This is a genomic window from Sporomusa sp., from assembly GCF_035561255.1.
Classification (GTDB): domain Bacteria; phylum Bacillota; class Negativicutes; order Sporomusales; family Sporomusaceae; genus Sporomusa.
In genome coordinates this window covers 14,869-30,072 of record NZ_DATMXX010000395.1, presented here as the reverse complement: position 1 = coordinate 30,072, position 15,204 = coordinate 14,869, and the positions used below count along the sequence as shown (strand labels likewise).

Genomic DNA, 15,204 nt, shown 5'->3' with positions numbered 1-15,204 from the left:
GAAGAAAAGGGCTGACGTGTTGGTAGCACGTCAGCCCTTTTCACTCAGATCCAATCTTGGCCAAGTGAAGGTTTATATGGAGATTGACCGACCGGGGCTGCCAGTTACCACCAGTGTAGGCTAGCACTGTTTCCACAGTGGCAAGGCCATCCGCATTATATGCACCGGAGATACGCTGTAGCCCCTTTAATTCATAGATACCATCGTTATTGATATCAACAGGTTCCAACTGACCAAACGGGGTAAACATGACCTTAGTCTGTTTTTTAAGTGTTCCGCTTTTATCATAAAGGCCTAGACGAATATAATCAGCTTTACGCTCACTGACATCCATCGTTACAGCCGGACTGGCTGCAGCCTCGTTATAGAGTTCTACTTTGTAGCCATTGGTGAACTGACCAGATACAGAAATTTTACTATTATCTTTTTGACTAAAAATAATAGATGCCTCGTTGACAAATGTGACGACTTTATTATCATACCAGCCGCCACTGCCACCAGATGCGGCAGTAACTAAGGCATCGGCGATATGATCACCGGTAAAGTCCCCCAGGAATAAGCTGGCTTCATAGCCGCCCATCTCTTCCAGGACCATTTCTGTCCGGATTTGATTAGCGCCATTCTCGATAATCAGTTTAATCGAATCTGTATAGTTTGACGTATCTGAGGGCTGATGCCCGATTAGATAGACACGATCGTGTATTCCATCGCCGGTAACATCACTCTTCTGCATATCCAGGATATGGTAGTTGTCAGGCAGTTGCCAATCAATAGTAGTTACAGTGACACCACTGCGAGTGGAACCAACAAGCTCCCCATTCTGGTTGTAAACCGGTTTTGCCACATAACCTGTCTTATCCTGATCCGCAAAGGCGCCTACCGGGGCAATCAATAGACTCAACACTAAAGCAGCTGAGAGATAATGTTTTTTGTACATAACAACAAAGTCTCCTTCTATTAATACCGTTTATCTTTATAAACGAATCATCAATCAAAAGGTAACAGGTTAACTTATCGCTTTTCAGGGGTTTGGGCAGGCAACAAAACATAGAAAACGCTCCCTTTGCCTACGATGCTCTCAACCTGTACTTTACCCCCATGAATCTCTGTGAGCTGTTTAACAATAGCCAACCCCAGGCCTGTCCCCCCACTTTTTCGATCCCGGGACTTATCTCCCCGGTAGAAATGATCAAATAAGTGCGGTAAATCCATACTATTAATGCCTTGCCCATTATCGGCAACAGTAACCTTTACCCATTCCTGCCCCTCTAACCTGGTCAGCCCGGTAGCTACAGTTACCTTTCCTCCAGACGCGGTATAGCGAATGGCATTAGTAATGAGATTGTAGAAAATCTGGCAAATTCGATCTGCGTCAGCCGTAATTATTGGTAGAGCTGGCATCAGATTCTGCTCAATGGTAATTTCTTTTTCATCAGCAAGCGGTTTTAGCATATACAAGGCCTGCTCAACAGTCTGATTTACAGCAGTCGCTCTGACCTCCAGTGACAGTTGCCGGACTTCAGCAAGTGACAAATCCTTCAGGTCTTTAATCAGCCGTGATAAACGAACAGCCTCTTCGTGTAAAGAAGTCAGCTGTTTTTGGTTAGGCTCAATGATGCCATCAATCATGCCCTCCAGGTGGCCTTGGATAACAGCGAGCGGTGTGCGTAATTCATGGGCTATGTTTGCCAGAAACTGTTGCCTTAACTTACTGTTATTATCCAAAGTTTCCGCCATGCTGTTGAAGATCATGGCAAGAGTGCCCACTTCATCGGTTGAGGTCACAGGTACTTTTTGGGCAAAATTGCCCCGCTCGATCTCCACCGCTGCTGCACTTACCTTGCGCAGCGGTATGGTAATACTGCGGGCCAGGGCATAGCTCGCCGCCAATCCCACCCCTAATAGGGCTACGCCAACCCAAACGAGTGACTGATGTACCGATGTTAAAAAGTTCTGTTCTAAATTCCCCATCATGACAGCCTGACCCTCACTGGCTGCGCTCATGTGAGTCATCATACTGCGGTGCATTTCCATCTGCTGGACAGTGACATACTCCTGAAATAAGCCGGTCATTTGTGTATTAGCCAAATATACCAGCAGAAATACAGTCATGGCAACCGCCAGGAACATCAGCCCGGTAATACGGTAAATAATGCTATTCATTGGGGATGCCTGCCATGCGATAGCCTACCCCGTAAACAGTTTGGATGTATACCGGCTCTCTGGGGTTGTCCTCAATTTTCCGTCGTAAATTTTTAATATGCGCATCAATAGTACGCTCATATCCATCAAAAGAGTATCCTTGGGCCTGTTCAACAATCTGTAGTCGGCTGAATACCCTGCCCGGATTAGCTGCCAACAGTTCCAGCATCTTGAACTCGGTGGGCGTGAGTTCAACAGGTTGCCCACCTTTTGTTACCTGATACTGCTCCAGGTCGATGACTACATCCCCCATCCGAACCGATTCGGTTTTGACGGTTGTCCGCTTGGTCCGGCGCAAGATAGCTTTAACGCGAGCCACGACTTCTTTGGGGCTAAAAGGCTTTGTCACATAATCATCGGCACCAATCTCCAGGCCAACTAATCTGTCGCTTTCTTCATCCCTGGCCGTCAGCATTAAAATAGGTACCTCGCTATCCCGTCGCAGTGTCCGGCAAATGTCCCAGCCATCCATCCCGGGCAGCATTAAGTCAAGCACCAGGATGTCAGGCTCTTTCTCACGCGCGATATTCAAAGCGGTAATACCGTCATTAGCTGTAAATACAACAAACCCATCTTTTTGAAAGTATAGTTGCAGCAGTTCAACCAGTTTACTATCATCATCAACAATTAAGACTGACCGTTGTGACATATTCTTTCCTCCAATGGTCATTACATATTTCTTCACATAGGTTTAATATCCTTGTAAACAAGCTTAGGGAATCCTTAGCAATATTATAACACAGACACAAACGAAGCCGCAGCCGCGCATTGAAGAAGAATCGCGGCCCCTCTCATCCCAATATATACCATTATTATATCGGTTCTAACTGAGTTTATTAATTGAGCAGACTTATTTGATTTACTGTTCATTTATTTTCTGTTACTATATGCCTATACACTTAGTGCGAGTATGTTGATATACTCGCACTATCACAGACACCAGTATAGTATTTGAGGTGGTTTTATGTTACTAAAAAAGGGCCAGGCCGCCATTAGTTTGGTATGTGTCGTTTTAGGTATCATACTGGCAGTGCAATTTAAAAACAATCAGGACTTTCGCTATTCGCTTCAGAATCAACGGGCAGAAGATTTAACCCTCCGCTTGAGCTTGTCGGAAAAGGAAGTAGCAAGTCTGCAGGCTCAAATACGGGAATTACAGTCCTCTGGCAGCATTGCGTCTTATAAAGAGGTTCAGCGCATCGCTATGGGCGCAGGTACAACCCCCCTGACAGGTCCCGGCATAATTGTTACTATAGAGGAAGACCGCAAGCAACCTGTAGCTAATAAAAGCTCTGACCTATATTTAATTAGGGCAGAGGACGTGATAAAAATTTTAAACGAGCTGCGGGCGGGAGGTGCTGAAGCCATTGCCATCAATAATCAGCGCCTTATTACCGGTTCCGGGATTAGACAAAATGGACAGTCTATGTCAGTTAATAACGCCCCCTTTGCTGCCCCTTTTGAGATAAGAGCCATTGGCAATCCGGCAACACTGGAAAATTCGCTAAAGATGCGTGGCGGGGTTATCGAGACTTTATCCTTCTGGGGAATTAAAATTACTGTTTCCCAGAGACCTGATATACAACTACCGGCTTACACCGGCGGCTTTCAGTTTCAGTATGCCAAGCCCATGCAAGAAGCTCAGAAGTGATGGTTATTTTCACCCTTCCCGCTCACGCTCCCACCACATAAGAAGCGAAATGCAAAATGCCAGCCAAGTGGCACCGGCGGTATAGCCGGCAGCTACGTCAGTCGGATAGTGAACACCCAGGTAGACACGGCTAACACCGATGGCGGCAACCAACGCCACTGCCAATGTACAAACAGCCAGCCGCCAGCGCCAGCGTTGGCTGTAGCGTGCGATCAGGAAAGCCAGCATGCCATAAACACACAACGACACCATAGCATGGCCGCTGGGGAAACTAAACCCTGCCGCTTCCACTACCCGGAATAATTCGGGCCGGCTGCGTTCAAATAAATGCTTGAGTAACAAGTTTAAAGACGCCGCACCGCCCAGACAAACAAGCATCCCGGCGGCCTCCAGCCGCCGCTGGTAAAAAGCCAGTGTAACTAGCACTGTAAGGATTATTCCCCAGAAAGGATAGCCATAACCGAGTTCAGATATCATAATCATCGCCTGATCAAGCCCCGGACTGGAAAAATACCGCACCAGCCAGATAAACGCATTGTCAAAAACGTCTGCTTCATGACTAAATAATGTTTCCCAGGCCATGTTTGCAAAAAGCACCAGCATTAGACCGCTTATAACTAGAGTTAATACGATATACAGCGCCGGCCAACGCTGCTGCAGCAGTATAAATCGCGCCTTCACCCATAGATAGGGCCGGGTATTTCTTACTATCCGGGCAGTCAGCCACACCACGACGGGGAGCGCTGCCAGGCTGGCTATTCCTACTAGTAAAAGACCAAGTATCACAAAACCGGCAACAGGAGTTTTTCCTGGAGCCAATTCCAGAACCTGCTGCTCCAGCTTGGCCCCGTCCTCAAGTTTCACATAGCCGCCTAAGACTACAATCTCGTCTGTAATGTGAGCACCAGCTTTTATAATCAGGTTTCCGTCAACCACTACCACGCCTTTTTCTACCACTCCGCTCACGGTGGCGGTTCCACCGGCCACCAAAAGCCTGCCCACCGTCTGACCGGATTCGATGCGGATATCCTCACGGGCAAAGATATCTGGGTAGTCTGCCTCTAAGTCGAACGCTGCAAAAGCGCTTCCCTCGACAAATAGCACCAAGCTGATTACAAGCGCGAACCAAATAGTGTATCGGCAAAATAACTCCCGCCCTTTTTTTATCTGACTGTGTTTCAATATCGTTTTCAATATGATTCCCCCCGGATTGTTTTAAGCGGACTCTCAAACCCGGCACCGCCTCCAGGCATCATTCCGGGCTGGGTTTGGTACGACTTCGTTTAAGATAATAGATACCTGCCAGTACCAAACCGGCGGCTACCACGAGGCTGGCCTTATGCCCCACAACATTGATTAGCTGCCAGTTCTCCCCCAACAACATGCCAGCGTAAATAAGGCCAATCGTCCAGGGAACAGAGCCTAAAACGGTATAAATAACAAACTTGGCAAAATCCACTTTGGCAAAGCCGGCAGGCAGTGAAATAAACGTACGCACTACCGGCAGCAGGCGACTGTAAAAAACAGCCTTTATGCCATAGTGGTCAAACCATTTCTGGGCCATCTCCACATGACGCCTGGACAACAATATATACTTGCCGTATTTGGCGACAAAAGGCTGGCCGCCGTAATAACCTACCAGGTAAGCAATTACTGAACCGATTAGACCGCCGACAACACCGGCAATTACAGCAGTTGTAAAATCCATTCGGCCTAGGTATACAAGGTAACCAACAAAACCAAAAATAATTTCACTCGGTACCGGCATGCAGGCGCTTTCGAGGGCCATACCGATAACTATCGCCATATAACCCCACAAATCAATATAAGCTACAATCACATGAAAAAACTGTTCCATGCGGTATTCCTCCTCTCAAACAATAGAAAACATAGCAGCCAGGCTACTGGCCTTATCTAAACGCTCCCTGTTCTGTTCAAATCAAATAGACTTGTTTTGTTCCACTCCTACTTATAAAGTCACCATTAAACCACAATCCTATTAACTAGACGCCATCTATATACAACGCGTTAAAGTTTTGCAGGCGGGTGGTGTGTTGGCAAAAGCGGAAGTCAAGCGCCAGCGGTGGAGCGTTGTCAATGCACCACCCGCCTGCGCCTGCAAACTTCTTTACTGCGGATATATAGCAGCAAACCGTATTGAGAAAACCAGGCCACTGTAACATAACCTGGTTTTTTTCCTCTATCCTTATTTTCTTAACCCAAACCAAATTATCCTGCTGCCAGCAGCCGCCGCTATTAGCCTCAGGGATAATTACACAGGTAAAGTAACGACAAAAGAACTACCTCCCCCTGGGGCGCTTTCCACTTTTATTTTTCCGCCATGGACATCCACAATCCATTTGGCGATAGACAGTCCAAGTCCGGTACCTCCTTCTTCGCGCGACCTGGCCTTATCTACTCTGTAAAAGCGTTCAAAGATAAGCTTCCGCTGGGTTTCCGGGATGCCTACGCCGGTATCGTGTACGGTAATCATAACACAAGGTTTCGGAGCCGCTGCAGTTGTGAGTAAAACACCTACCCTACCGCCGGCAGGAGTATATTTGATCGCATTATCAACCAGAATCAAGAGTAATTGGTTTATCCTCTCGCGGTCGGCCAAAATGGGAATAGTTGCATCACCGGCCATTTCCAATGTGATCCCTTTCACCACAGCCTGTGGCTGTAGTGAGCGAAGGACCTGTTCAGCAACAATAGCCAAATCAAATTTTTCTCTGATAATATTGGTTGCTCCGGCATCGGCTCGCGCAAGGGTTAATAAATCGGTTACAATTTTTGTCATCCTGCGGATTTCATTTTTCATATCATCAAGTACCTGGGTTGAGAACGGCGACAGCTTTTGGTCATCATCGGTCTGCACCGCATCTACCGAAGTCAGGAGAATGCTGAGCGGCGTTCGCAGTTCATGGGAAGCGTCAGCGACAAACTCACGTTGTCTGGAAAAGGCCTGTTGAATCGGAATAATCGCCCGCCCAGCCAATAAATGCCCGGCAAAAGCGGCGATAACCAGAAACAAAATAGAAATCACGACCATCATGATCAGCAACATTTTCAGCATATGATAATAAGAGCTTATATCCTCACCCACAAAAACTGTGCCTAACTCCTGGGGGCCGTCATATATTTTCATACTGCACAACATGACGACAGCTCTGTCCCCGTTAGGAAGACGAAATTTTTTCAGCTCAGCTTCCCCATCCTGAGCATCCCAGTTACGAATAATGGTTAGCACACCTATGCGAATTTCACGTGCAGGTTCCGCAGCAGCAGCCTGCTGACCGTTTGTGCCGAAAACATAATAAAAAATCTTTCCTTCGGTATCTACGTTCTCTGCTTCCTTTGATGCAAACTGAAAAAAAGCAGCTTTTTCCTTGTACATGGCGGCTTGTTCTCTTGCCTCTTCTTCGGTAAAGGATCGCAGGTCCTGCTGTTCCTCCCGGTACAGTATCCAAAGCAGCCCAGTGGAGCTTACGACAATAAAAGCCATCATCAGCAGCATCATGACTATAGAATAGCGCAGAGTCAAACCGTTACGGATTTTGGTAAACATCTTGAACCTCCAGTTTATATCCAATACCCCGGACGGTTTGTATTTCTACTACATCATCAAACAGGCTGAGTTTTTTCCGCAGCAACCGTACATAGGCATCCAGATTGTTCGAAGATACATCTGTTTCCAACCCCCATACCCGGTCCAAAATAACCTCCCTGGGTATTACGTGCGCCTGGTTTCTAACAAGCAGATCAAGCAGCCGAAATTCACGACTGGTAAGCTGTATTTCCGTATCACCCCGCCGTACACAATGCGTTAAACAGTTGAAGCTTACACTACCGACCTGTAAGATATCTTCCGCTAAGCTCACCCTGCAGCGCCTTGATAAGGCCCGTATCCTGGCCAGCAATTCCGCGAACTCGAAGGGTTTGACAAAGTAATCATCGGCTCCCGTATCCAAACCCAACACGCGGTCGTCGAGGGCGTCTTTTGCTGTCAGCATCAAAATGGCTCCCTGATAACCGCGTTTGCGCAACTGGTCACAGACGATGATACCGGTCTGACCCGGCATCATCCAGTCCAGGATAACAACATCATAGGGGTCGTGAAGCGCATACTCCAGCGCCAGATCCCCGCTTAACACCCAATCAACCTGTATAGCTGCTTTTTCCAGCATATGTTTGATTAATTTCCCCAGCTTGGCATCATCTTCGGCAAGTAATATCCGCATACATACAACCTCCTTTTCCAGCACTAACGGCACCACATATCAGTTGTTAAAATAATAATAATTCAATCCTTTACTGCTCTTTACCAGCTGCGGGTTAAAATTAGCTGCTTCTGCCAAAAATAGTCCTTTTTGCTTGTCCTGCACCACAATCAGGCTATTTTGGGGCTGGGACTGCGTCATAAAATCGGTCAGCCCCTGGATCGGCATAGTATATTTACTTGACCAGTCCAGTGTTCCGGACTGACGTAAAGGCAACATACCTGAGGGTTCAAGCTTCACCGCGACATTGTCACTATAAAATACCTCAGAGGTGCTGTAAAACTGATACAGGCCTATTCGTTCCACCCCAAAGCCAGCGATACTTTCTGCAAGCCCTTTTCCTGACCGGCTTTCAGCCATGGCTGGAAACACAAACAGGGAAAGTACGATATAGGACCCCAGCTGGCATAAACATAGCAACTTGAAAACAGAGGTTGCAGTCTGGCCTCTTGATTTCCACCAGCTTAATAACAGGAGCAGAACCAGACTAACTACAGTCACGATAAGTCCAAAGCCCGCCAGATAACGATAAGCTACGGCCATATACCCAACCAGCAGCAACATCAACGGAACCCCTGCCCAATAGACAATTGCCGTTGCTTTACCTTGTGCGAGCATTCTATCAAGGTGTACAGCAGTTAGTATTGCTACCGGAAAAAGTATGGGAAACGTATAGGTCAGGTACTTGGTGGCCATCAGTGAATAAAAACCAAAATAAGCCACTACCCAGATAAAGAGAAACAACAGCAGCGGCGAAGATTGGGATCGCCAATCCTTACAGCCTTGGATTAAGGCTTTTATCGCTAACGCAGACCAAGGCAGCATACTAAGCAGAAATACGGCAATATAGTAATAGCTCACATTATCCTGCGGATGTTCCGAAACTGTTGCGCGAAGATAATTGTGCACGCCGAAAAAGTTATTGATAAACTCAGCGCCATGCGCGGCATACATCGCAACATACCAGGGCAGCGCCACAACTGCAAAGAGGAAAACACCGGCCGGTATGGACATTTCTTTTAGTTCCGCCCAGTTGCGCTGCACCGCAATAAAAAGCAGCATAACCAGACCAGGTAATAGAGCGCCAATCGGTCCTTTGGTCAATACAGCCAGAGCCATACTGACATACGCAACAAGATACCAGCGCTTAGTACCATCCATTTTTACATATCCCAGGTAAAAAAATCCCAGGGCAGCACCGTTAAAGAAGAAAAACACCATATCGGTGATGACCAGTTTTGCCAGCACGATATACTCAAAGGACGTTCCCATAATTAACACCGCTAAAATGGCAACCGCCGGCTTGGTGATTTTGGCTGCAAACCAGTACAGCAGCGTCAGGCCCGCGGCGGCAAACAAAGCCGGCGCCAGACGTGCCGCCCATTCGGAGAAGCCGAAGAGTTGGAAGGCTATGGCCGTAAGCCAGTAGAAAAATACCGGCTTATCGAACCAGACATTACCATATATCCTTGGTGACAGCCAGTCTGATGCCAACACCATTTCTTTCGCTGTAAGCACATAGTTTGATTCCACAGGATCGGTGATGGGCAGGGTATGGTTAAAGAACAAATAGAAGAAAAATGAAATCAGGAATATGCCCACGGCAGATTTTTTCACAGTCATAATAGTCCTCCCCTAAAAATAGCTACTCAATCTCGCGAACAAACAGAATTTTATCCTCTTGAGCGGCTAATACCCGCAACTTATTCTGAAGTTCCGGAGACAATTTTTCATATTTCTTCTTTTGTATAATAAAATAAGCCTTACTGTTTTCGTCGAACACTGCCGCCTGCAGTTTCTCCGATTTCAGTTCGGTGCCTGCCATACCGCTGTAATACATGAAGCCTGGCCGGTAAAATTTTTCAACATAGACCGGGGCTTGTCCGTCATAATGTTGTCTAAATTCATTGACAAACTGCTTTACAGAAACAGCTGGCGCAACAAGGGGAAGTATTTGCGTCATTAAAAAAACTAAAAATATGATCATCCCCAGGACATGGGTGGTAAACACGGCACGAAAGTTATGACGAAAGCTCTGAAACAGAACAAAAGCAGTCAGCAATGCTAAACTCACTGTCATCACCTTGACAGAAAACATCAGTTCTGCAGTGACCACCGTCCCGGCATAAAACAAGCCTGCGATCAGAAATGAGACTACTACTCCGAAACTTATGGCAGACCATTTTAAAGCCTGATGACGCTTTTCTGTCCACGCTTTATCGAAATAATAACCGACTAGTATCGCTAACGGGGGATACATCGGCAGGATATAAGAGACTAGTTTTGTCTGTGATATAGAAAAAAACAAAAATACAACTGATGCCCATATAAGCAGGAAAACACAAGTATGGCGATGTTCTCCTTTTTCTTTGAGCCCCGCAAAAAAGGCCTGGGCTAAGAAAGCAGTCCACGGGAAGAAGCCTAGGAATAACACAGGAATATAGTAATACCAGATTGCTCCTGAGACGTGCTCAGGCTGCAAAAAACGGGTGACATTGTGAAAGCCTAAGAATGTGTCAATAAAAGCCATTCCATGGAGAGAATACATCGCCACATACCAAGGCAGGGCAATAACTGCAAAGAGTGCTCCCCCGCTAATAACCTTCATCCGCTTCAGCGTTTTTAACTTACCTGTCACAACCAGGAACAAGCCAATAATTACACCACAAAAGAAAATAGCAACCGGACCTTTGGTCACTACGGCGAGAGCGGCAAATCCGTATAGCAGATAATATTTCTGGTGAAGAAATGACAGCAGTGCCGCCGTCAGGAAAAAAGTCAGTGTCATATCGGTAACAGCTGCGTTGCCCAGATAGAAATATTCCAGACTAGTGACCAATACCAGAGCAGCAAGCAATCCGGCACGCTCAGTGAAAAGTTTCCGGCCCGATAAATAGACTAAAATGGCTCCGCCTACTGCAAAAAAAGCGGAAGGAAAACGGGCGGCGAACTCACCAATGCCAAAGATTTTAAATGCCCCTGCCACCAGCCAATAATACATCGGTGGCTTATCAAACCAGAAATCGCCATAAATCCGGGGAGAAATAAAATCATGAACCTGCAGCATTTCTCTTGCCGTTTCAGCATACACCGGTTCATCCGGATCCAATAAAGGCTGAGATCCTAAATAAGAAAACATGAGTATATTGGCTACAACCAAAATTACTGCTACATAGAGCCAATTTTTTTTATTTGTCATCGTATGAATCCCTTTCCAGTCTGCCTTGCTCAATTTTCTGTTACACTGATATTCCAGGTTTCAGATCACGCAGCATCAGACATAGTCCTGCTTGCAAAGTGTATGTCGGCTGCCAATTGAGGCTATTAACGGCTGCCTGATTGGCTAATACCGAACGCCTTATATCATTGTCGCGCGGCGCGCCATTTACAACAGCCGGCTGTTGCTTAGTGAGCTGGGACAATAGCCCCATCAGTTCATTAACACTCGTCTCCGTCGCAGTGCTGATGTTATAGCTCCGGTTTGCCGCTCTGGCAAATAAAGCCTGATAGTTCGCTGCCGCCACATCCTTAACATAGATATAATCACGGGTCTGACTTCCATCTCCGTAAACTGTTAAACCATGGCCGGCGAGCAGCTTATTCAAAAATATGCTAATAACACCACCCTCGCCGCTGTCGGCCTGGCGTTCTCCGTAAACGTTCGCATAGCGCAAGGCAACATACTCCAGGCCAAAATTTTTATAATACAATTCCAGATAATGTTCCCCTGTTAATTTGCTCTCGCCATAGAAAGAGGCAGGATGTCTCTCGCAGTCCTCATCAATCGGCAGTGAATCTGTGTCGCCGTAAACTGCCGCGCTTGACGCGAAAACAATCCGCTTTACTGCCGACAGCCTGCATGCTTCAAGCAAATTAACCAAACCGCGAATATTAACATCACAATCGTAATACGGATTAGCCAGGGAATTAGCCACCGTTGTTTGGGCAGCTTGATGAACAACATAATCAAACCGCTCTCTTGCCAGCAATCCTTTAAGGTCCTCATCCCGAATATCCTTTTTTAGGAAAACAGCCCCTGGATTAATATTGGTAAATGATCCGGTGCTCAGATTATCCAGGATATACACCTGCAGGTCAGCTTGAACTAAAATATCTACAATGTGTGAGCCGATAAAGCCGGCTCCCCCTGTTACCAGAACTTTCATCTTCCTTCTCCTCTCAGCGCTTGTGACCTCATTTTATTTTAGGGAAGTACCTTCCATTGCGTTTTTGCTATCACTAAATTGCCATGCTTGCCGCCCTTCTCAGAAACGGTTTCAGCGCCACTTTCCAGTTCAGCGCTAACCCAGTATAGCGGCCGCTGTTTAACCTCCTCAAAAACACGACCGACATATTCACCGATGATACCCAGACCTGCCAATTGGACTCCGCCGAGCAACAAAACACTGGCCGCTATCGTGGCCCACCCCGGAACGGCATCAACGGTAAATAATTTCGTGTACACCACATTCAGGGTCAAAGCAAAACTCATCAGCCCAAAGAGCAAGCCAAGATAAAAGGCAAAACGCAAGGGTACCTTTGAATATGCCGTAATACCATCAAGGGCAAAAGAAAGCATCTTCCTGGGCGAAAACTTGGATTTACCGGCAAATCGCGCGGGTGCTACAAACTCTACCTGGGCCTGTCGGTAACCCATATCGCCGATGATCCCGCGGATAAATCGGGCCTTTTCTTTAAAATGGTGAAAAGTTTGAACAACTTTTTTATCAAGCAGCCGGAAGTCTGACCCGCCTTCCACGATATGAACATCGGACATTGCATTGATTAATCGGTAGAACATGCTTGATGTAAACCTCTTTAACCAAGAGACACCGGCTGTATCGACTCGAATGGTTTGCACAACTTCGAAACCCTCTTCCCATTTCCTTACTAGCAGCGGCAACATCTCCGGTGGATGCTGCATATCGCCATCCATGGTGATCACCGCGTCACCCTTGGCATAATCAAGACCGCAGGTTAATGCCACCTGGTGCCCAAAGTTACGGGCCAGAAGAACTGCTTTAACCCTCGTATCCTGTTGTGTCAGCCGCTCGAGCATACCAGCGGTGTCATCGGTGGAACCATCATCGATAAAAATCAATTCATAGGAATAGCCCAGGGGATCCATATATTTACATACTTCTTGATAAAACACAGTCAGATTCTCCTGCTCATTAAAAACGGGTACAACTATTGAGATTAGCTTCATTTATATCTCCGCCTTATCTATTTAATATCAATTCTATAAACGCAACGGAAAGCAAAGATTCTTTGCTTCTTAGGGCTTACATTCCGCTTGCCATTGGTAACCCATAAATTCTCTCGGCCTGAAAAGCACTGTCGTCTGCGATGCTTTTCAAAATGAGTATAGCAAGTCATTCTGAAAATAATATGAAAGGCAGGACCGCAGCTAATTTCACACACGCGAAGCATTCATTACTTAGCTCATAAATTAAAGGCTCATCCATCTTCGATCAAAGATGGATGAGCCTTATTCATCCCGTTATCCCAGTGCCACAAATATGGCCCCCACAGCAATGAGAGCTATGCCGATTCCGCTCAATGCACTGATCTTCTCTCCCAACAGCGTAACCGCAAGCACGGAAGCAATGACTACACTCAACTTATCTATCGGCGCCACCTGAGATACTTTACCAAACTTTAAGGCCAGAAAATAAAATAGCCAGGATAAAGCACCGGCAACTCCACTCAGGGCGATAAAGGTAATGGCTCTTTTATCAGCAAGAATAACCGGAATTTGTTTAAGATTCCCCTGTCCAGCCACAACAAGGATCAAAAAGACCGCCATAATTACCGATCTTATTGCAGTTGCGGTGTTAGCGTCTATTGATTGAAGACCAAGCTTGCCAAACACGGCCACCAGTGCAGCTGTCACTGCCGATAGTAATGCAAAAATCAACCATAATTGCTCCACAAGATCACACCCTAATATTATTTGCCTAACATACCAGGCCTAGAATAGTGAGGGAACGATAAACACTTTCGCCATATCGCTTGGCAAAGAGAAAAACAACCTATCGAAGCTTGGACATTACTAGATATTGCTTAAAGTTTGAAGTAAACAGCATGTTATCCATCGGTATTTCCTAGCATGCCGAAATTAATTAGCTGAATTTCGTATTGCCGGATCGCACTCAGGACTTCCTTGCATGTTATAGCCTCCATCTCTTCCTGCCAGTGATACCCCCATGGGAATACCTGACCCAATACCCGTGTATCTTTGCCCGGATGCATCATAATCTCTGACACCCCATCTGGAAGTTCTCTCAGAATGTGTAGCAGAGATGATTGCAGCATAGCACCTCCTGACAACATGCCAAAAAAATGCTGAGGGGCACAGAAGCCTTGCTTTGTGTAAAATCTTTGCGCCAGCAATGAACATCCTGTGAGGACTGACCTTGCAAAGACCCTGCTTAAACTAAGTGATCCTGCCCCTAGAAATCCTATAGGCTCCGACGGGATTCTCACCTTATAAACATTGAACTCTCTGGCAACCCTGCCTATGACTTCGGCCATACCCGGCAGAGCGTGAAGATGTTGGTGACTGTCGATGTGGGTAACCGTGATCCCTTTGCCAACCACTCTTTGCAGCTGGCATCGCAGCTCATATTCTATATGCTCTTTGGCAATTTGCCCACAGACATATTTCTTAACAAACTGACCGTAGCTTGGAAAAAAAAGCCCTTCCTCTGTCAAAAGTGTATGAATATCTCCGCGTGCTACCGGGCTTGCCCCTACCAGAGTAAGATGCACGCCAACACCAAGTTTCGGATGCTTCCTAGCCAGTTCAACTGCATGTTCAAAGGCATCTCCGCCGGCCATGATCGATGTACTGGTAACACATCCCGCAACATGACCTTCCACTATACCGTCATTTATTAATTCGTGTAATCCAAAATCGTCAGCATTAACGATAAGCTGCTTCATGAAATCACCTGCTTTATTGTAAAGATATTAGTGAAATTGTATATCTGACTGTTCTTAGGATAAGTGTAGTGGGTGATTCTGAAAATAAAATGAAAAGTCAAAGTACCTGTTTTACCACTTGGA

Annotated in this window: 14 protein-coding genes; 1 reads left to right on the top strand and 13 read right to left on the bottom strand. The window is 46.4% G+C overall.

Annotated elements, in window-relative coordinates; all coding sequences use genetic code 11:
- Window positions 1-40 precede the first annotated feature (40 nt).
- The 3 genes from VN379_RS22575 to VN379_RS22565 all read right to left on the bottom strand — a co-directional run bounded on the left by VN379_RS22575 (window position 41) and on the right by VN379_RS22565 (window position 2,851).
- Window positions 41-937: a hypothetical protein gene (locus tag VN379_RS22575; protein ID WP_325538090.1), complete on the bottom strand. Its 897-nt coding sequence runs from the start codon at window positions 935-937 to the stop codon at window positions 41-43.
- 74 nt (window positions 938-1,011) lie between these two features.
- Entirely contained in the window at window positions 1,012-2,163 is a 1,152-nt protein-coding gene (locus VN379_RS22570; protein ID WP_325538088.1) for a sensor histidine kinase, read from the bottom strand.
- On the bottom strand, window positions 2,156-2,851 hold the full coding sequence (locus tag VN379_RS22565; RefSeq protein WP_325538086.1) for a response regulator transcription factor: 696 nt from the start codon (window positions 2,849-2,851) through the stop codon (window positions 2,156-2,158). Before VN379_RS22565 ends, VN379_RS22570 begins: the two co-directional genes overlap by 8 nt.
- Window positions 2,852-3,166: 315 nt before the next feature.
- Between VN379_RS22565 and VN379_RS22560 the strand changes: the two genes are divergently transcribed.
- Window positions 3,167-3,853, top strand: coding sequence for a DUF881 domain-containing protein (locus tag VN379_RS22560; protein ID WP_325538084.1), 687 nt, complete (start codon window positions 3,167-3,169; stop codon window positions 3,851-3,853).
- A gap of 9 nt (window positions 3,854-3,862) precedes the next feature.
- Here VN379_RS22560 and VN379_RS22555 read toward each other — a convergent pair whose 3' ends face one another.
- The 10 genes from VN379_RS22555 to VN379_RS22510 all read right to left on the bottom strand — a co-directional run bounded on the left by VN379_RS22555 (window position 3,863) and on the right by VN379_RS22510 (window position 15,081).
- Window positions 3,863-5,047: a phosphatase PAP2 family protein gene (locus VN379_RS22555; RefSeq protein ID WP_325538082.1), complete on the bottom strand. Its 1,185-nt coding sequence runs from the start codon at window positions 5,045-5,047 to the stop codon at window positions 3,863-3,865.
- A 58-nt stretch (window positions 5,048-5,105) separates the two neighbouring features.
- Window positions 5,106-5,711 (bottom strand): DedA family protein, encoded by a 606-nt coding sequence (locus tag VN379_RS22550; RefSeq protein ID WP_325538080.1) that lies wholly within the window; start codon window positions 5,709-5,711, stop codon window positions 5,106-5,108.
- A 414-nt stretch (window positions 5,712-6,125) separates the two neighbouring features.
- Complete coding sequence (locus VN379_RS22545) at window positions 6,126-7,421, bottom strand: ATP-binding protein (protein ID WP_325538078.1); 1,296 nt, start codon at window positions 7,419-7,421, stop codon at window positions 6,126-6,128.
- Window positions 7,402-8,094 (bottom strand): response regulator transcription factor, encoded by a 693-nt coding sequence (locus VN379_RS22540; RefSeq protein ID WP_325538076.1) that lies wholly within the window; start codon window positions 8,092-8,094, stop codon window positions 7,402-7,404. The genes VN379_RS22545 and VN379_RS22540 overlap by 20 nt, the downstream gene beginning before the upstream one ends.
- A gap of 39 nt (window positions 8,095-8,133) precedes the next feature.
- The gene (locus tag VN379_RS22535) at window positions 8,134-9,756 is read right to left on the bottom strand and encodes a glycosyltransferase family 39 protein (RefSeq protein WP_325538074.1); all 1,623 of its coding nucleotides are present in this window, start codon (window positions 9,754-9,756) and stop codon (window positions 8,134-8,136) included.
- Between the two features lie 22 nt (window positions 9,757-9,778).
- Window positions 9,779-11,332 carry a glycosyltransferase family 39 protein gene (locus tag VN379_RS22530; protein WP_325538072.1) on the bottom strand — a complete coding sequence of 518 codons (1,554 nt, stop codon included), beginning with the start codon at window positions 11,330-11,332 and terminating at the stop codon, window positions 9,779-9,781.
- A gap of 40 nt (window positions 11,333-11,372) precedes the next feature.
- Entirely contained in the window at window positions 11,373-12,299 is a 927-nt protein-coding gene (locus VN379_RS22525; RefSeq protein WP_325538070.1) for an NAD-dependent epimerase/dehydratase family protein, read from the bottom strand.
- Window positions 12,300-12,337: 38 nt separating this feature from the next.
- Complete coding sequence (locus VN379_RS22520) at window positions 12,338-13,342, bottom strand: glycosyltransferase family 2 protein (RefSeq protein WP_325538068.1); 1,005 nt, start codon at window positions 13,340-13,342, stop codon at window positions 12,338-12,340.
- A 294-nt stretch (window positions 13,343-13,636) separates the two neighbouring features.
- Window positions 13,637-14,068: an EamA family transporter gene (locus VN379_RS22515; protein WP_325538066.1), complete on the bottom strand. Its 432-nt coding sequence runs from the start codon at window positions 14,066-14,068 to the stop codon at window positions 13,637-13,639.
- Window positions 14,069-14,223: 155 nt separating this feature from the next.
- Complete coding sequence (locus VN379_RS22510) at window positions 14,224-15,081, bottom strand: ChbG/HpnK family deacetylase (protein ID WP_325538064.1); 858 nt, start codon at window positions 15,079-15,081, stop codon at window positions 14,224-14,226.
- Window positions 15,082-15,204 lie beyond the last annotated feature (123 nt).